The organism is Streptomyces sp. SD31 (assembly GCF_052068475.1).
GTDB lineage: Bacteria > Actinomycetota > Actinomycetes > Streptomycetales > Streptomycetaceae > Streptomyces.
On record NZ_JBQHCX010000023.1, the window covers coordinates 75,046 to 92,842 of the forward strand.

The following is a 17,797-nucleotide window of genomic DNA, read 5'->3' on the forward strand; positions in this document are numbered from 1 at the left end:
GGACCGATTCCCCATGGCCGATGCCCCCACCGGCAAGGTGACCTTCGTCGGTGCCGGCCCCGGCGCCGCCGATCTGCTGACGTTCCGTGCCGCGCGTGCCATCGCCGAGGCCGACGTCGTGATCTGGGCGGCCAGCCTGGTGCAGGCGGAGGTCCTCCAGCACGCGCGCGAGGACGCCGAGATCCTCGACTCGGCCACCATGTCCCTGGAGGACGTCGTCGCCGTGTACGAGCGGGCCCATGAGGCCGGGCTCAAGGTCGCGCGCATCCACTCCGGCGACCCCGCTCTCTGGGGCGGTACGCAGGAGCAGCTCGACCGGTGTGCCGGGATCGGCGTCGAGACCGAGATCGTGCCCGGGGTCTCCGCCTTCTCCGCCGTCGCCGCGCTCGCCCAGCGGGAGCTGACCATCCCCGAGGTCGCGCAGTCCGTCGTCCTCACCCGGCTCGGTGGCGGCAAGACGCCGATGCCGCCGGGCGAGGAGGTGCGGGAGTTCGCCAAGCACGGGACCACCATGGCGATCTTCCTGTCGGCCGCCCGTAGCGGGCAGCTCGTGCGGGAGCTGCTGGAGGGCGGGTATCCGACGTCGACGCCGGTCGTCGTCGCCTACCAGGCGACCTGGCCGGAGGAGCTCGTCGTGAAGTGCACGATCGGCACGCTGGAGGAGACCGTCAAGGAGCACAAGCTCTGGAAGCACACCCTGTTCCTGGTCGGCCCGGCCCTCGACGCGCACGGCACCCGCTCGCACCTCTACCACCCCGGTCACTTCCACGGGTACCGGAAGGCCGACCCGCAGGCGCGGCGGGCGCTGCGCGAGCGCGGGGCAAGCACGTGATCTCCGAACGGCCGATCCCCGAGCGGCCGATCACGGTCGTCGGGACGGGGACGGGGGCGCCGCTTCCCGAGGACATCCTCGCCGGGGCCGAGCTGGTGGTCGGCGGGCGGCGGCATCTGGATGCCGTACGACCGGCCGAGGGCGTGGAGCGGGTCGTGCTCGGGGCGCTGGCTCCTGCCCTCGACACCATCGCGGAGTACGTCGCGAAGGACCGGCGGGTGGTCGTGCTGGCCTCCGGTGACCCCGGGTTCTTCGGGATCGTGCGGGTGCTGGCCGAGCGGTTCGGGGCGGACCGGCTCGATGTGCGGGCCGGTGTGTCCTCCGTCGCCGCCGCCTTCGCGCGACTCGGGCTGACCTGGGACGACGCGGTCGTCGTCAGCGCGCACGGGCGGAAGCCGCGCACGGCCGTCAACGTCTGCCGGGCGCATCCGAAGGTGGCCGTGCTGACCGGACCGGGCGCCGGACCTGCCGAGCTGGGCGCGGCGCTCGCCCGTACCGTCCCGGAGCGGGTCCTGGTCGTCGCGTCCGCGCTGGGCGATCCCGGCCGCGAGCGCGTGGAGCGGGTCTCCCCGGGCGAGGCCGCGCGGCGGGACTGGGGTACGGCGGTGAGTGTCGTGCTCTGCCTGGACGAGACGCGGGCGACGCGGGGCGTGCGTACGGTCGCGGGGGCGGGCGCCGCACCCGCCCCATGGGCCCTGGACGAGGCCGAGTTCACGCACCGCGACTCCATGATCACCAAGTTTGAGGTGCGGGCACTCGCCCTGGCCCGGCTCGGGCCGCGCCTCGGCGACCTCGTCTGGGACGTCGGCGCCGGTTCCGGGTCCGTGGCCGTGGAGTGCGCGCGGCTCGGTGCCGCCGTCACCGCTGTCGAGAAGACCCCGGACGGCGTGGAGCGGATCCGCGCCAACGCCGCCGCGCACGGCGTCGACGTCCATGTCGTGCACGGGGCGGCGCCCACCGTGCTGTCCGACCTCGACGATCCGGACGCCGTGTTCATCGGGGGCGGGGGGCGTGAGCTGCCCGCCATCGTCACCGCGTGCGCGCGGCGGGCGCGGCGGGCGGTCGTGGTGGCCATGGCGGCGCTGGACCGGGTGCCGGCGGCCCGTGAGGCGCTGAAGAGTGCCGGGTTCGACTGCGCCGGGGTGCTGTTGCAGTCGTCGCGGCTCGCGCCGCTGCCGGGGGACGTGACCCGGCTGGCGGCGACCAATCCCGTGTTCCTGCTGTGGGGCGTCCGGCCTCCAGTACGTACTGAAGAAGGAGTTGCCCAGTGATCGGCCTCATTTCCGCCACCGCGGCGGGGGCGGCGGCGCGCGACCGGCTGGCCGCGGCGTGGCCGGACCGCGTGCGCGTGTACGACGGGCCCGTCGGGGACGCCGTACGGCGGGCGTTCGCGGAGTGCGAGCAGCTCGTGTGCTTTCTCGCGACGGGAGCGGTCGTCCGGCTGATCGCCCCGCTGCTGGGTGACAAGGCGACCGACCCGGGCGTGGTGTGCGTCGACGAGGGCGGGCGGTTCGCCGTGTCGCTGGTCGGCGGACATGGCGGCGGGGCCAATGAACTCGCCCGGGAGGTCGGGGAGTTGCTGGGGGCGGAGCCCGTGGTGACGACGGCGACCGATGCCGTGGGGCTGCCCGGTCTGGACACGCTCGGGTTCCCGGTGGAGGGCGATGTCGCCGGGGTCTCGCGGGCCCTGCTCGACGGTGAAGCGGTGGCTCTGAGAGCAGAGTTGGCCTGGCCGCTGCCGCCGCTCCCGGTCGCCGCCGAGGGTTCCTACACCGTCCGTCTGACGGATCGGCTCGTCGAGCGCGTCGCCGAGCGCGAGGTCGTCCTGCGCCCGCCGTCCCTCGTCGTCGGCGTCGGTGCCTCCAAGGGCGCCCCCGTCGACGAGGTGCTCGGGCTGATCGAGAGCGCGCTCGGCGACGCCGGCCTCTCCCTCAAGTCCCTCGCCGAACTCGCCACCGTCGACGCCAAGGCCGACGAGCCCGGCATCGTCCAGGCCGCCGAACGCCTCGGCGTCCCCCTCGTCACCCACTCCGCCGAGGAACTGGCCGCCGTCGAGGTCCCCAACCCCTCCGACGCGCCCCTCGCCGCGGTGGGCACCCCCTCGGTCGCCGAGGCCGCCGCTCTCGTGGGCGGCGGCGAACTCCTCGTACCCAAGCGGAAGTCGGAGCGCGCCGACGGGCAGCCGGCGATGGCGACCTGTGCCGTCGTACGGCGGCCTGCGCGCGGGCGGCTCGCGGTCGTCGGCCTCGGGCCCGGTGCCCGTGATCTGCTCACCCCGCGTGCGAAGGCCGAGCTTCGGCGGGCCTCCGTGCTCGTCGGGCTCGACCAGTACGTCGACCAGATCCGCGATCTGCTGCGGCCCGGCACGCGGGTCCTGGAGTCGGGGCTCGGCGCCGAGGAGGAGCGGGCCCGCACTGCCGTCGCGGAGGCCCGCAAGGGGCAGGCGGTCGCGCTGATCGGCAGCGGGGACGCCGGTGTGTACGCCATGGCCTCCCCCGCGCTCGCCGAGGCCTCCGACGACATCGACGTGATCGGGGTGCCGGGTGTCACGGCCGCCCTCGCGGCCGCCGCGATCCTCGGTGCGCCGCTCGGGCACGACCATGTGTCGATCAGCCTCTCCGACCTGCACACCCCGTGGGAGGTCATCGAGCGGCGGGTGCGGGCCACGGCCGAGGCGGACATCGTGGTCACCTTCTACAACCCCCGTTCCCGGGGGCGCGACTGGCAGTTGCCCAAGGCCCTCGCGATCCTCGCCGAGCACCGCGGGCCGACGACGCCGGTCGGTGTCGTACGCAACGCGTCGCGGCCGGACGAGTCCGCTCGGCTCACGACACTGGGCGCCCTCGACCCGGCGACGGTCGACATGATGACGGTCGTGACGGTGGGCAACACGGCGACCCGGGACATCGCGGGGCGCATGGTGACGCCGCGCGGCTACCGCTGGCAGGAGGCCGAGTGAACCGCGTCGTTCATCCCATCGAGGAGGAGTCCTACCGGCGGCTGCGCGCCCGCCTGGACACCTCGCACTTCCCGCCGCTGACCCGGGCTGTGGTGGAGCGGGTCATCCACTCCGCGGCCGACCTGGAGTACGCCACCGATCTCGTCATGGACGAGGGCGACCTGGAGAAGGCGCACGAGGCCCTGCACACGGGCGCGCCCGTCGTCGTGGATGTGGAGATGGTCGGGGCCGGCATCACCCGGCGCGAGACCGTGTGCCGGCTCAGGGATGCCGTGGCCGGGCCGGGGCTGACCCGTTCGGCGCACGCGATCCGGCTCGCCTACGAGCAGGTCGGCCCGGGCGCGCTCTGGGTGATCGGCAACGCACCCACCGCGCTGGAGGAGCTGCTGACCCTCGATGCCTCCCCCGCACTCGTCATCGGCCTGCCCGTCGGCTTCGTCGGCGCGGTCGAGTCCAAGGCCGCGTTGCGCGAGAGCGGGCTGCCCGCCGTGAGCAACGTGTCCGAGAAGGGCGGTTCGGCGGTCGCCGCGGCCGCGCTCAACGCCCTGCTGTACCACCCCACTTCACATTCCGAGGAGAAATCGTGACCACCCCGCCGCCCGCCCTGCTCATCGCCGGTCATGGCACCCGGGACGATGCCGGAGCCGAGGCGTTCCGCGACTTCGTCCGGGAGCTGGGGGCCCGCCACCCCGGCCTGCCCGTCGCGGGCGGCTTCATCGAGCTGTCCCCGCCGCCACTGGGCGAGGCCGTGACCGAGCTGGTCGAGCGGGGCGTACGGCGCTTCGCCGCGGTGCCGCTGATGCTGGTGTCCGCCGGCCACGCCAAGGGGGACATCCCGGCGGCGCTGGCCCGTGAGAAGGAGCGGCACCCGGGGATCTCGTACACCTACGGCCGCCCGCTCGGCCCGCATCCGTCGCTGCTGGCCGTCCTCGAACGGCGCCTCGACGAGGCGCTCGGCACCGAGGGCCGCACGCCCGGGGACCGGGCCGATGTGACCGTGCTGCTCGTCGGGCGCGGGTCGACCGACCCGGACGCCAACGCCGAGGTGCACAAGGCGGCGCGGCTGCTGTGGGAGGGGCGCGGATACGCGGGCGTGGAGACGGCGTTCGTGTCGCTCGCGGCGCCGGATGTGCCGAGCGGTCTCGACCGGTGCGTGAAGCTGGGGGCGAAGCGGATCGTCGTCCTGCCCTACTTCCTGTTCACGGGCATCCTGCCGGACCGGGTGCGTCAGCAGACGGAGGGCTGGGCGGCCGCGCACCCGGAGGTCGAGGTGCGCTCGGCGGACGTCATCGGCCCGGAGCCGGAGCTGCTCGACCTGGTGATGGAGCGGTACGAGGAGGCCCTCAAGGGCGACCTGCGGATGAACTGCGACTCGTGCGTGTACCGCATCGCGCTGCCCGGCTTCGAGGACAAGGTCGGCATGCCCCAGCAGCCGCACTTCCACCCGGACGACGACGGCCACCACCATGGGCACGGTCATCACGACCACGGCCACCACCATGGCAGCCACTCCCATGCCCACTGAGGCGCACGACCTGCGCCACCACGGCGACGCCGAGGTCCGCGACGACGGCTCGGCGCTCGTCGACCTCGCCGTGAACGTCCGCGCGGACACGCCGCCCACCTGGCTGCGCGAGCGGATCGCCGGGTCGCTGGGCTCCCTCGCGGCCTACCCGGACGGGCGGGCCGCGCGGGCGGCGGTGGCGGCGCGGCACGGGCTGCCGCCGGAACGGGTGCTGCTGACGGCGGGGGCGGCGGAGGCGTTCGTCCTCCTCGCCCGCGCGCTGAAGGTGCGCCGGCCGGTCGTCGTGCACCCGCAGTTCACGGAGCCGGAGGCGGCCCTGCGGGACGCGGGGCACACCGTCGACCGGGTGCTGCTGCGGGAGGCGGACGGCTTCCGGCTCGATACGGCGGCCGTCCCCGAGGACGCGGACCTGGTGGTGATCGGCAACCCCACGAATCCGACGTCGGTGCTGCACCCGGCCGCGTCCCTCGCCGAACTCGCCCGGCCCGGGCGGACGTTGGTGGTGGACGAGGCGTTCATGGACGCGGTGCCCGGTGAGCGGGAGGCGCTGGCGGGGCGCACGGACGTGCCGGGGCTGGTGGTGCTCCGCAGCCTGACCAAGACGTGGGGCCTGGCCGGCCTGCGCATCGGCTACGTCCTCGCCGCCCCGGACACCATCGCCGACCTGGAACGCGCCCAGCCCCTGTGGCCGGTCTCCACGCCCGCGCTCGCCGCCGCCGAGGCCTGCGTGTCGTCCCCGGCCCTGGCGGAGGCGGGCCACGCGGCCCACCGCATCGCCGCCGACCGGGCCCATCTCGTCGCGGGGCTCGGTGAGTTCGCGTCGGCCGGACTCCGGGTCGTCGAGCCCGCCGAGGGTCCCTTCGTCCTCGTACGCCTGCCCAGGGCGGCCGCCGTACGCCGGCACCTGCGCGAGCTCGGGTTCGCGGTCCGGCGTGGGGACACCTTCCCCGGGCTGGGCGAGGAGTGGCTGCGGCTGGCGGTGCGGGACCGGGGGACGGTCAACGGGTTCCTCCGGGCGCTGGATCAGGCGATGGCTCTGGCGCGCCGCTGAGCCCGGCGGGCACCCGCTCCGGGGTGCCGTCCGGGAAGCGGATCTCCACGGTGCCGTCGGCGGTGACGGTCGCGCTCGCTCCCGTGAGCGGCGTGTGCGGGTCGCCACTGAGCGCCACGAGAGTCACCAACAGCGGGTCTGCTCGGGCCAGTTGCAGTACCGGAGTCGCCGAGTGGTGGCCCACGGCATTCGTGCCGACGCCGCGCACGACCACCGCCTCGGCGTCGTCCCAGCCGTACAGGCCGACGACGGCGCTGGTCAGCCCGTCCGCGCGGCGGGCCAGCGCCCGGCCGGGGCCGGTGCGCGCGACCGGGGGTGCCGTGTCGTCGGCCACCGCCCAGCCGCCTTCCCGCACGGGCGTGTCGGGCGGTACGTCGAGTCGGTGCACCCGCACTTCCCACGGGCCGTGCACGACGCTGACGGTCTCGATACGGCCGTGCTGCCAGGATCCGGCCCGCCGGCCGTCGGCGCCGAGGGGATGGATGCGTCCGCGCCGGGAGGGCGTTCCGTCGGGGCCCATCAGGGCGATGTGGTTGTCGGCGCCCGGCGTTTCGGGGGCGGTCGCGCTGGAGTAGGCGAACCGGGCGTAGTGGGGGCTGTCGTCGGCCGTGGCGGGCGGGGGCGGGAGGCGGTCGCTGCCGTGGTTGACCAGCCTGACGATCCCGTCGGTGGCGGTGGAGTGCAGCAGCCAGCCGGGGGCGGGCAGGGCCAGGCGGATGTCCTGCGTGTCCACGGGGGCGGGCTCCTCCGGTGCCGTCCAGACGGGGTGGCCGGCGGGCAGCAGCAGCCCCAGGAAGGCCTTGCTCGCCCAGTACGGGGAGGCGGGGCCCGAGTAGCGCTGGGTGACGGGGAGGAAGGGCCGGTACCAGCCGAGGGTGAGCAGGCCCCGCGCATCGGGCACCCCTCGCTCGGCGAAGTGCTGCAGCGCACCGGACGCCAGCCGGCGGACGCGGCCCGGCGGGAGCGGCGTGGCGTCGGCGAGGGCGCCCGCCCACAGCGGGGCGGTGGTCGCGAAGCGGTAGGTGAGGGAGCGGCCCTGGTGGACGGGGGCGCCGTCGGAGCCGAAGAAGTGCTGGTGGACGGCGAGGAAATCGCGCAGCCGGGCACGGTGCCGCGCCACGGTGGCCGGGTCCGACCGCGGCCCCGCGATCCGCGCCCACAGCACCGGATACAGGTGCAGCGCCCACGCGTTGTAGTAGTCGAACTTCCGCCCGTCCCCGTCGGTGTACCAGCCCCCGCCCCGGTACCAGTCGTCCAGGCGGGCCAGCCCCGCGTCGATCTCGGCCCGGCTGTGCGGGGCGCCCACGGAGGCGAGGAACTCCTCGGTGATGACCTGGAACAGCCGCCAGTTGGAGTCGTTGACGTCCGCGCCGACGAAGGCGCCGAGCCAGGCGCACACCCGCTGCCGTACGCCGTCGTCGAGGTGGTCCCACAGCCAGGGGCGGGACTCGTGCAGCGCGATGGCGATGGAGGCCGCCTCGACCATGGGCTGGGCGCGGTCGGTGATGGGGGGCCAGTGTTCGGGGTGGTGCGGGTCGGTGCCGGTGGCCAGTCCGGTGGCGTACCGCTCGATGAGGGCCGGGCCGACGCGGCCGCCGGAGCCCGCGATGCGGAAGGCGGCGAGCAGGAAGGAGCGCGCGAAGCCTTCCAGGCCGTCGGACCAGGGGCCGGAGTGGCTGGGCGGTCCGGGCAGGCGGTACTGGGCGAAGCCCGGTGCAGCGTACGGCAGCAGCCCGTCGAGGAGCCGGTCGGCGATCGCCTCCCAGTGGGCACGGGTCCAGCCGGTGCGGGGCGAGAGCACCGGGTCGGCGGGGGGCAGGCCGGGAAGGTTCGGCAGGTCGGGGAGGTTCGGTGGACTCGGCGGGTGCGTCGGGTCGTCGGGGGGCGACACATGCGGCGCGGTCATACGGGGGCGGATCCTCCGTCGGTCGGTCGTAGCCGGGGTGTGGCGACACTTCGGCGTACGACGATGTGGGTGCCGAGCAGGTGGTGGCCGCCGCCGGCGTGCTCGGGGTCGCGCAGGGCGATGCGGACGGCGGCGCGGCCGAGCTCCTCGGCGGGGGTGCGGACGGTGGTGAGGGGCGGGTTGAAGTCCTCAGCGAGGGGGATGTCGTTGTAGCCGACGACGGAGATGTCGTCGGGCACGCTGAGCCCCGCGTCCGCGATGGCCCGCAGGGCGCCCGCCGCCACCATGTCGTCCCCGGCGAAGACGGCGGTGAACTCCCGCGTTTCCTTCAGGAGTTCGGTCATCGCGCGCAGACCCGCCGCCCGCCCCAGCCCGCAGTCGACGACCCGCGCGGCCGCCGCGGGCACCCCGTGTTCGGCGAGCGCGGCCCGGTAGCCGGCGACGCGCGCCTCCAGCGCGGTGTTGCCGGGCAGCCCGCCGAGGAAGACGATGCGGCGGTGCCCGGCGGACAGCAGGTGACCGGTGATCGCCCGGGCGCCCGCCTCGTTGTCGAACTCCACGACCAGCGCGGGGATCTCGGGGTCGGGCGCCGGGCGTGCGCACAGCACGAGCCGGGCGCCGGAGGAGTCGAGCGCCTGGGCGTAGTGGGCGACGCGCTCCCGGTAGGCGTCGTCCTCGACGACCCCGCCGACCAGGATCACCAGCCGCGCCCCCTCCTCCCGCATCAGCTGCACGAACTCCATCTCGCGCTGCGGATCCCCGCCGGTCGCGCCGACCACGCACAGCCAGCCCCGGTCGGCGGCCTCCGCCTCCACGCCCTCGGCGACCTGGGCGTAGAAGGGGCTGGTGACCTGGCGGACGACGACGGCGGCCATCTTCCGGCCGCCCCCCACCAGCGCCCGGGCGTGCGCGTTGGCGACGTAGTCGAGGTCACGTGCGGCGCGCTGCACGCGGGCCCGGGTCGAGGCGGGCACCGGATGGTTGCCGCTGAGCGCGCGCGACGCCGTGGCGATCGACACGCCCGCCCGTTCGGCGACCTCGCGGATCGTGACCCGCCGCTTGGACCCGGTGTCCGCCATGTCGTTCCCCATCCCCCGCATCTCCTGTTCCACGAGCGGCTGTTCAGGTGTTGGCCGCGTAGTCCTTCGCAAGCTCCTCGGCCATTCTGTCGCCGCCCCGGGCCCGCCATTTCTGCACGGTCGCGTCCCACTCCGACAGCGGGATGCGCCCGGCGACGATCCCGGTGACGGTGTCGTCGAGGAGGGCCTTGAGGGTGGTGCCCTGCGCGTTCCTGGTGCGGGACTGCAGGCCGAAGGAGGCGTCGCGGACGGCGTGCGGCACGACCTTGCGCTGCCAGGTGTGCAGGGCCCGTACGGCATCGGGCATGCCCGGCACGAACAGCACCTGCGGGCCCTCGGCGAGGTACTTCAGCGGCAGGTTGGTGTTGTTCTCGACCTCGCCGAGCTTCGTGGGCTCGGGTGAGCCGTCCTTGCCGCGGGTGAAGTGGGTGCCCTCGACGCCGTAGTGGACGAGCTCCCACTCCTTGCTGCCGAAGGGGGCGGCGAGGAAGTCCAGGACGCGGAGCAGCATCTCGACGCGCTCCTTCTTCGCCGCCTTCAGGACGGTGTAGCCGAAGGAGCGGCGGGCGGCGACGACACCGCCGGGGGTGCCGTCGACGCTGTACGGGAGGGCGGCGGCCGGGGTCATCCCGTCCGGGGCCTCCTGGTACTTGGGCAGGTAGGCGCCGAAGCCGTCCTGCATGGAGCCGACGGTGCCGTTGTAGAAGAGGGTGGTCAGGTCGATCTGGGAGATGGATGTGGCGTCCGGGTGGTACGAGCCGTTCTTGCGGAGCTGCGCCTGGAAGGCGATGGCCGCCTTGTAGCGCTCGTCGGCGCAGCCCGGCCGGAACGTGCCGTCCTCGGTGACCGCCCAGTTCTGCGGCGCGTTGTGGGCGGCGGAGTGCACGGCGTTGCCGAACAGGGAGCCGTTGGCGGCGCCGAGGGCGTACGTCTTCCCACCGGTCGCCCGCTTCGCCACGGCGGCGAAGTCCCCGGACGTCCAGCCCTCCTTCATGCCGGCGTCGGTGAACATGCCCTGGTTGAGCCAGAGCGTGGAGCCGGGCAGCGGGCGCTCCAGCGGGATGCCGTGGATGCGGCCGCCGATGCGGCCCATGTCGCGCCAGGCGTGGGTGGGGATGTTGGCGAGGTTGGGGTAGTCGGCGATGGCGTCGCCGGAGAGGTACGGCGTGAGGTCCTCGGCGCGCCGCTGCACGAACTCGGCCTCGCGGGGCAGGACGAACCCGGAGAAGAGGTTGATGATGTCCGGCAGGGTGTCGGCGTCACCGGCCATGACCGTGGCCATCTTCTTCTGGTAGTCGGCCTGGGAGATGATCGTGTACTCGATCTTCACGCCGAGGGCGTTCTCGACGGCCGCCCAGAACCGGTTGGCGGAGGCGGGCTTCGGGGGCGTGCCGAACGACACCGACATGACCTTGACGGTGGAGCCGTCGCCCGGCGGGCGGGAGACGGACCGCACCAGGTCGGAGGGGTAGGCGGTGTATCCCGCCTGTACGCCGGCCTCGGTGGGGGCGAGGTCCGGCTTGGGGCCGGGGGCGGGCGTGTGGGCGGGCCAGGGCGCGAGCTTCTTGCCCGCGTTGGAGACGTCGCTGTCGCCGGAGCCCGGGGAGCAGGCGGTCAGCACACCCGGGACGGAGGCCGCGGCCAGGGAACCGAGCAGGGTTCGTCGGGACATGCGGTGCATGGGTGAATCACCTCGTGTCGGCTTGTCTCAGCTTGTGTCAGCTCTTGATGGCGCCGGTGAGCACGCCCTTGGTGAAGTACTTCTGCAGGAAGGGGTAGACCAGCAGGATCGGCACGGTGGCGATCACGAGCACCGCCATCTGCACGGTCTGCGGGGCGGTGACCGTCTGCTCGCCGGTGGTGGCGTCGGTGAGTCCGGAGCCCGAGATCACATAGGCGCGCAGGACCTGCTGGAGGGGCCAGTGGTCGCTCTCCAGGTAGAGCGAGGCGTAGAACCAGGAGTTCCAGTACGCCACCGCGTAGAACAGGCCCACGACGGCCAACGCGGCCTTGGACAGCGGCAGTACGACCGACCACAGCACCCGCCAGTCCCCCGCGCCGTCCAGCCGTGCGGCCTCGTACAGCTCCTCGGGGATGCCCTGGAAGAAGCCGCGCAGGACGACCAGGTTGAAGACGTTCACCAGGACGGGCAGGACCAGCGAGGCGTAACTGTCCAGCAGTCCCAGCTCCTTGACCAGCAGGAAGCTCGGGATCATGCCGGGCGGGAAGAGGAACGTGAACAGCACGAGCAGCAGGACCGGCCTGCCGCCGAAGACGCCGGGGCGGGAGAGGGCGTAGGCGAGGGCGACGGTGCAGGCGAGGCTGAGCAGGGTGCCGACGATCGTGACGCCCGCGCTGACGCCGAGGGCGTGGGTGACGATGCCGCCGTCGAGGATGTCGCGGTAGGCGTCGAGGGTCGGCTCGGTCGGCCACAGCACCCAGCCGCCGCCTGCGACGACCTCGTCGGTGGAGGCCAGCGAGGTCGAGACGATGACGAGGAACGGCACACAGACCAGGAGGACGACGGCGGCGAGGGCGAGCGCCTTGCCGGCCTGGGTCACCGGCTTCGGCTTCTCCATCCACCCCGGACGGACCGGGCGGACCGGACGGACCGGGCGGACCGGACGGACCCGGCTGCTCACTTGTAGACCCCCTGTTCGCCGAGGCGGTGGGCGACCTTGTTGGCGGCGTAGACGAGCAGCGCGCCGATGACGCCCTTGAACAGGCCCGCGGCGGCGGCGAATCCGTAGTCGCCGCCGACGATGCCCTGGTAGTAGACGAAGGTGTCGATGATCTCGGCGGCCTCGGGGCCGACCGCGTCGCGCTGGAGCAGCATCTGCTCGAAGCCGACGGAGAGGATCTCGCCGAGCCGCATGATCAGCAGCAGCACGATCACCGGGCGGATGGCCGGCAGGGTGACGTGCCAGAAGCGCCGCCAGGGGCCGGCGCCGTCGATCGCGGCGGCCTCGTACTGCTGGTCGTCGACCTGGGCGAGGGCGGCGAGGAAGATGATCGTGCCCCAGCCGGCGTCCTTCCAGATGACCTGGGCGACGACCAGCGGACGGAAGGCGTCGGGGTCGCCGATGATGTCGACGGTGCGCAGCCCCATGCCGTCGAGGCCGGAGTTGAGCAGCCCGGTGTCGCCGAGGACCTGCTGGAAGAGGGCGACGACGATCACCCACGAGATGAAGTGCGGCAGATACGCCACCGACTGCACGAAGCGGCGGACCGTGCTCCAGGTGAGGCTGTGCAGGAGCAGGGCGAGGGCGAGCGGCACCGGGAAGTAGAAGACGAGCTGGAGGACCGCGATCCACACGGTGTTCAGGACGGCGTCCCAGAACGCGGCGTCCTCGAACATCCGCCGGAAGTTGCCGAGGCCCACCCAGGGGCTGCCCCAGAGGCCGTCGAAGGGGACGTACTCCTTGAAGGCGATGACATTGCCGACCAGGGCGCCGTAATGGAACAGCAGGAAGTAGCCGAGGCCGGGGAGCATGAGCAGGAGGAGGGCGCGGGACTGAAAGCGTTTGCGCTCCACTGATCCCCTCGTCTCTCGAAGTCGGAGTGAGGGGAAGCTAAAACGTTTTCAGACGCCAGTCAACAGCCCTGACAAGAAGGGCTGTTGACTGGGTTGACTGGCCGGACTCTCCCGGACGGGGTCGCCCCCCGGCGGGATCAGCTCCGGCCGCGCCGCGCCAGGGCCACCGCTGCCCCACCCGCGAGGAGCAGAGCGACCGCGCCGCCCGCGATGTACGGCGTCATGGGGCTGCCGCCGGTCTCGGCGAGGCCGCCCTCCGCGGACTCACCCTGGGGCTTGACGTCGCCGACCGAACCGCTGCCCGGGGTGGAACTGGGGTCGGCGCTCGGGGCGGCTTCCTGCGCGGGCGCGTCCGGCGTCTCGCAAGTCGCCTCGGCCAGGGTCAGAGCGCCTTCGACCTCGGCCACGTTCAGCTTCGACGGGTTGACGGAGACCTTGAGTTCGAGGGCGGTGGCGGCGGCCGTACGTGACGTGGTCTGCGTCTTGGAGTAGTCCAGCCGCACGTCGCCCACGCCCGGTACCTCGACCTGCGTGGTGCCGCCCGCGGTCAGGGTGACCTTCTTGCCCAGCACGGTGACGTCGCCCAGCAGGTTGGACGAGGCGGTCGGCGTCTTCCCGGCCTCACAGGTCGCCTTGGAGGTGACCTGGCCGACCTCGATGAGGGAAAGCAGCGGCAGGCCGGGGACGTGGACCTTGGCGTGGGCGAGGTTGGTGTACCCCTCGGCCTTGCCGTCGGCGACCGTGGCCTTCGACGAGGCGACCTCCGCGCTCAGCACGCTGAACGGTTTTCCGCCGTCCACGCCGTTCAACTGGGCCGTCAGCGTGGACTTTTCGGCGCTCTCGGGCGCCCGCACCTCGTTCAGGGAGACCGCGAGCGGGACGTTCACGGTCTTGTTGAGCAGGGACACGTCGAGCCCGGTGCGCAGCACGACGGCGCTCGCGCGACCCTCGTCACCGGTCGCGTACGCGGGTCCCGCGGCGACCAGGGCCGCGGGGCCGACGGCCAGGGCGGTGGCCGTCGCAACGGTGGCGAGGCGGCGTGCGGGCATGGGGAGGTTCTTGCCGTTCAAGGTGGGGACCCCTCGGAGGGAGACTTGCTCGGGACCTGCCAAGAATCACGCATGCGGGGTGCCCGGTCAGCTTCCTGACGGGCATTCACCCCTACGTGTGTCTCCCGTGCAGGTTTTCGAACCTCAGGGCACGCACGTTCTCCACAGCCACGGGCGCAACGGCCGCCTCAGCCCATGATCTTCCCGTTCAGGACGACCCGCCGAGGCGCCGCCAGCACCCGTACGTCTGCCCGCGGGTCGGAGTCGTACACCACGAGGTCCGCCGCCGCCCCCTCCTCCAGGCCGGGACGGCCGAGCCACGCCCTGGCCGACCAGGTCGTCGCCGCGAGCGCCTCGACCGCGGGGATGCCGGCGGTGACCAGTTCCGCCACCTCGGCCGCCACCAGACCGTGCGGCAGGGTGCCGCCCGCGTCGGTGCCCACGAAGACCGGGATGCCGGCGTCGTAAGCGGCGCGGACCGTGTCGTAGCGGCGTTCGTGGAGCCGGCGCATATGGGCCGACCAGCGGGGGAACCTGGACTCGCCGCCGTCGGCCAGCTTCGGGAAGGTCGCGATGTTCACGAGGGTGGGGACGATCGCCACCCCGCGCTCGGCGAACAGCGGGATCAGGTCGTCGGTCAGTCCCGTCGCGTGCTCGATGCAGTCGATGCCCGACTCGACCAGGTCCTGGAGCGAGTCCTCGGAGAAGCAGTGCGCGGTGACCCGGGCGCCGAGCCGGTGCGCCTCCGCGATGCCGGCCTCGACCGCTTCCCGCGGCCAGGTGGGCGCGAGGTCTCCGAGATCGCGGTCGATCCAGTCGCCGACCAGCTTGACCCAGCCGTCACCGCGCCGGGCCTCCTGGGCGACATAGGCGACCAGGTCCTCCGGTTCGATCTCGTGGGCGTAGCCACGGATGTAGCGGCGGGTGCGGGCGATGTGCCGGCCGGCCCGGATGATCTTCGGCAGGTCCTCGCGGTCGTCGACCCAGCGGGTGTCGGAGGGCGAGCCCGCGTCACGGATCAGCAGGGTGCCCGCGTCGCGGTCGGTCAGCGCCTGCTTCTCCGCGGTGCCGTCGTCGACCGGGCCGTGCGCGCCGAGGCCCACATGACAGTGCGCGTCGACGAGGCCGGGCAGGGCCCAGCCCTCGACGGTCCGCATGTCGCGGGCGCCGACGGGCCGGTCGTACGAGATCCGGCCGTCGACGACCCACAGCTCGTCCCGGACATCGTCCGGCCCGACGAGGACCCGGCCCTTCACGTGCAGCACACCCGCGCGATCGCTCATGTACTGCACCTTAGTGACCGGACCCGGATGACCGGCTAGTCCCCCTTGCCCACCTGGTCCGAGGTCTCCTCCTCCACCTCGGCCATCGCCGGGTCCAGGAGCCGTGACAGGAAGTGGCGGGTGCGCTCGTGCCGCGGGTTGCCGATGACCTGGTCGGGGGTGCCGTCCTCGACGATCACTCCGCCGTCCATGAAGACGACGCGGTCGGCGACCTCGCGGGCGAAGGTCATCTCGTGGGTGACGACCATCATCGTCATGCCCTCGTTCGCGAGCATGCGCATGACGGCCAGGACGTCCCCCACCAGCTCCGGGTCCAGCGCCGACGTCGGCTCGTCGAAGAGCATCACCTCGGGGCCCATGGCGAGCGCGCGGGCGATGGCGACGCGCTGCTGCTGGCCGCCGGAGAGGGAGGACGGGTACGCCGTCGCCTTCTCCGCAAGGCCCACCCGCTCCAGGTTCTCGGCGGCGACCTTCGCGGCCGCGGCCTTGTCGCGCCTGAGGACCCGGCGCTGCGGCAGGCTGAGGTTCTCGGTCACCGTGAGGTGCGGGAACAGGTTGAACTGCTGGAAGACCATGCCGATCCGGCGGCGTACGGCGTCGATGTCGACGTCCGGGTCGGTGAGCTCGGTGCCGCCGACGAAGACCTGGCCCTTGGTGGGCTCTTCGAGCAGGTTCACGCAGCGAAGGAGCGTCGACTTGCCGGAGCCGGACGGGCCGATGACGCACACGACCTCGCCTTGGCCGATCTCCAGGTCGATGCCGCGCAGCACCTGGTTGTCGCCGAAGGACTTGTGCAGGCCGCGGACTTCGATCTCCGGTCGGGAGCCAAGCGTCTTCTCTGTCACTTCACGGCCTCCTGGGCTTTCGCCTCCATACGGCGTACGACGAAGCCGAGCGGGATCGTGACCAGCAGATAGCACAGGCCGGCGACCAGGATCGGCGTGGAGTTGGCGGTCTGGCTGGCCAGGTCGCGGCCGAACTTGGACAGTTCCCGCTCCTCCAGCGTCACACCGAGGAACAGCACCAGCGAGGAGTCCTTGAAGAGCAGGACGAGTTCGTTGGTCAGCGGCGGGAGGATGATCCGGAACGCCTGCGGGATGATGATCGAGATCATGGCGCGGGCCGGCGAGAAGCCGAGCGAACGCGCCGCCTCCATCTGCCCCTTGGGCACCGCCTGGATGCCCGCGCGGATCGTCTCCGCCATGTACGCGGCCGCCACCAGGCCGAGCGCGAGGGCCACCTTGCCGTAGGTGCCGCCGGGAATCTCCGTCCCCGGGAAGGCCAGCGGTACGGCGACCCCGATGAAGATGAAGATCAGCAGGGCGGGCAGACCGCGGAAGATCTCGATGTAGACACCCGCGAGCCAGCGGTACGGCCCCACGGACGACAGCCGCATCAGCGCGATCACCATGCCGAGGACCAGTCCGACGGCGAAGCCGGAGACGGTGTACAGCACGGTGTTCTTCAGCGCGAGGGTGAGGACCTCGGGGAACATCTGCTCCGCGATGGCCTTCTGCGCGAACTGGTTCCGCAGCCGGTCCCAGTCGGCCGCGACCGCGAAGGCGATCACGGCCGCGACGAAGACGACGTACTGGACGCCGCGCGACAGGCTGCGCTTCTGACGCCGGGTCAGGCCCTTTTTCTTCGGCTGGAGTCGTACGTCGTTGCCGGTTGTGTCGGTCATGAGGTCAGGAGGCTGCGGGCGAGGCGGAGGCGGCGGACTCGTCGTACGGGCCGATCCACTGCTCGTAGAGCTTCTTATACGTGCCGTCGGCCTTCGCGTCCTTGATCGCCTTGTTGATGGCCTCGCGGAGCTTGTCGTTGCCCTTCTTCACCGTGAAACCGTACTGCTCACCGGTGTTGATCTGCTCGGCGACCTCGAAGGCGGCGGCGTTGGCCTTGTCCTTCAGCCAGCCCTGGACGACCGGGTAGTCGATGACGACGGCCTGGACCTGGCCGGTGCGCAGGCCGTTGATCACGGCGTCGGAGGACTCGAAGGAGACGGGGTCCAGGCCCTTGCTCTTGGCGTAGTCCTCGCCGGTGGTCTGCGCCTGGGCGCCGACCTTCTTGCCCTTGAGGTCGGCGAAGGAGGAGATGCCGCTCTTCTTGTCGACGAGGACGGCCTGGGTGGCCTCGAAGTACGGGTCCGAGAAGTCGACGTTCTTCTTGCGCTCCTCGGTGATGGTCATGCCGGCGGCGGCGAGGTCGCACTGGCCGGCGTTGAGGGAACCGCCGGTCTTGAAGTTCTCGAAGGGCTGGTCGACGATCGCCTGCTTCACGCCGAGGTCCTCCGCGACCAGGTCGACGAGGGAGACGTCGAAGCCCTGCACCTTGCCGTCGATCTCCGACTGGAAGGGCGGGTAAGGCAGGTGGGTGCAGGTGGTGAGTTGGCCCGCCTTGACGACTTCGACACCGCCGGCCGCGGTCTTCGTAGCGCTGCCGCCGTTGTCGTCGGAGGAGCAGCCGGCCACGAGCACCAGCCCGGCCGTCGCGGTGGTGGCGGCCAGAATGCGGGTCCGGCGCCCGAGGGTCGTCTTCACGGGGGGGCCTCCTGTCAGGGAACTGTGGGTTCCGATTA

General features: G+C 72.6%; 16 protein-coding genes. 6 read left to right on the forward strand and 10 right to left on the reverse strand.

Going from position 1 to position 17,797, the window contains the following annotated elements; translation table 11 throughout:
• Positions 1–13 precede the first annotated feature (13 nt).
• From cobM to cobC, 6 genes are read left to right on the forward strand one after another with little or no spacing between them, the layout of a single operon-like run.
• Positions 14–832: a precorrin-4 C(11)-methyltransferase gene (gene cobM / locus ACTMVF_RS37990; RefSeq protein WP_441275643.1), complete on the forward strand. Its 819-nt coding sequence runs from the start codon at positions 14–16 to the stop codon at positions 830–832.
• Entirely contained in the window at positions 829–2,103 is a 1,275-nt protein-coding gene (gene cbiE, locus ACTMVF_RS37995; protein ID WP_441275644.1) for a precorrin-6y C5,15-methyltransferase (decarboxylating) subunit CbiE, read from the forward strand. Before cobM ends, cbiE begins: the two co-directional genes overlap by 4 nt.
• A complete protein-coding gene (gene cobJ / locus ACTMVF_RS38000) occupies positions 2,100–3,791 on the forward strand; it encodes a precorrin-3B C(17)-methyltransferase (RefSeq protein ID WP_441275645.1) in 1,692 nt (563 codons plus the stop codon). The genes cbiE and cobJ overlap by 4 nt, the downstream gene beginning before the upstream one ends.
• Positions 3,788–4,378 carry a precorrin-8X methylmutase gene (locus ACTMVF_RS38005; protein WP_441275646.1) on the forward strand — a complete coding sequence of 197 codons (591 nt, stop codon included), beginning with the start codon at positions 3,788–3,790 and terminating at the stop codon, positions 4,376–4,378. The genes cobJ and ACTMVF_RS38005 overlap by 4 nt, the downstream gene beginning before the upstream one ends.
• On the forward strand, positions 4,375–5,316 hold the full coding sequence (locus ACTMVF_RS38010) for a sirohydrochlorin chelatase (RefSeq protein ID WP_441275647.1): 942 nt from the start codon (positions 4,375–4,377) through the stop codon (positions 5,314–5,316). The genes ACTMVF_RS38005 and ACTMVF_RS38010 overlap by 4 nt, the downstream gene beginning before the upstream one ends.
• The gene (cobC, locus tag ACTMVF_RS38015) at positions 5,291–6,367 is read left to right on the forward strand and encodes an Rv2231c family pyridoxal phosphate-dependent protein CobC (protein ID WP_441275648.1); all 1,077 of its coding nucleotides are present in this window, start codon (positions 5,291–5,293) and stop codon (positions 6,365–6,367) included. The genes ACTMVF_RS38010 and cobC overlap by 26 nt, the downstream gene beginning before the upstream one ends.
• On the opposite strand, the gene ACTMVF_RS38020 is transcribed toward cobC, so the two are convergent.
• The 10 genes from ACTMVF_RS38020 to ACTMVF_RS38065 form a co-directional block, all read right to left on the reverse strand.
• A complete protein-coding gene (locus ACTMVF_RS38020) occupies positions 6,315–8,273 on the reverse strand; it encodes a DUF2264 domain-containing protein (RefSeq protein ID WP_441275649.1) in 1,959 nt (652 codons plus the stop codon). The genes cobC and ACTMVF_RS38020 overlap by 53 nt on opposite strands.
• Entirely contained in the window at positions 8,270–9,364 is a 1,095-nt protein-coding gene (locus ACTMVF_RS38025; RefSeq protein WP_441275650.1) for a LacI family DNA-binding transcriptional regulator, read from the reverse strand. Before ACTMVF_RS38025 ends, ACTMVF_RS38020 begins: the two co-directional genes overlap by 4 nt.
• A 31-nt stretch (positions 9,365–9,395) precedes the next feature.
• Positions 9,396–11,033 (reverse strand): extracellular solute-binding protein, encoded by a 1,638-nt coding sequence (locus ACTMVF_RS38030; protein WP_441275651.1) that lies wholly within the window; start codon positions 11,031–11,033, stop codon positions 9,396–9,398.
• A 37-nt stretch (positions 11,034–11,070) separates the two neighbouring features.
• Positions 11,071–11,931, reverse strand: a complete 861-nt coding sequence (locus tag ACTMVF_RS38035; RefSeq protein ID WP_441275747.1) for a carbohydrate ABC transporter permease — start codon at positions 11,929–11,931, stop codon at positions 11,071–11,073.
• A 59-nt stretch (positions 11,932–11,990) separates the two neighbouring features.
• On the reverse strand, positions 11,991–12,845 hold the full coding sequence (locus tag ACTMVF_RS38040; RefSeq protein ID WP_441275748.1) for an ABC transporter permease: 855 nt from the start codon (positions 12,843–12,845) through the stop codon (positions 11,991–11,993).
• A 179-nt stretch (positions 12,846–13,024) separates the two neighbouring features.
• On the reverse strand, positions 13,025–13,957 hold the full coding sequence (locus tag ACTMVF_RS38045) for an SCO1860 family LAETG-anchored protein (protein WP_441275652.1): 933 nt from the start codon (positions 13,955–13,957) through the stop codon (positions 13,025–13,027).
• 167 nt (positions 13,958–14,124) lie between these two features.
• Complete coding sequence (locus ACTMVF_RS38050; protein ID WP_441275653.1) at positions 14,125–15,219, reverse strand: amidohydrolase family protein; 1,095 nt, start codon at positions 15,217–15,219, stop codon at positions 14,125–14,127.
• 35 nt (positions 15,220–15,254) lie between these two features.
• Entirely contained in the window at positions 15,255–16,064 is an 810-nt protein-coding gene (locus tag ACTMVF_RS38055; protein ID WP_441275654.1) for an amino acid ABC transporter ATP-binding protein, read from the reverse strand.
• A complete protein-coding gene (locus ACTMVF_RS38060; protein WP_441275655.1) occupies positions 16,061–16,903 on the reverse strand; it encodes an amino acid ABC transporter permease in 843 nt (280 codons plus the stop codon). Before ACTMVF_RS38060 ends, ACTMVF_RS38055 begins: the two co-directional genes overlap by 4 nt.
• A gap of 4 nt (positions 16,904–16,907) precedes the next feature.
• Entirely contained in the window at positions 16,908–17,759 is an 852-nt protein-coding gene (locus ACTMVF_RS38065) for a transporter substrate-binding domain-containing protein (RefSeq protein WP_441275656.1), read from the reverse strand.
• Positions 17,760–17,797 lie beyond the last annotated feature (38 nt).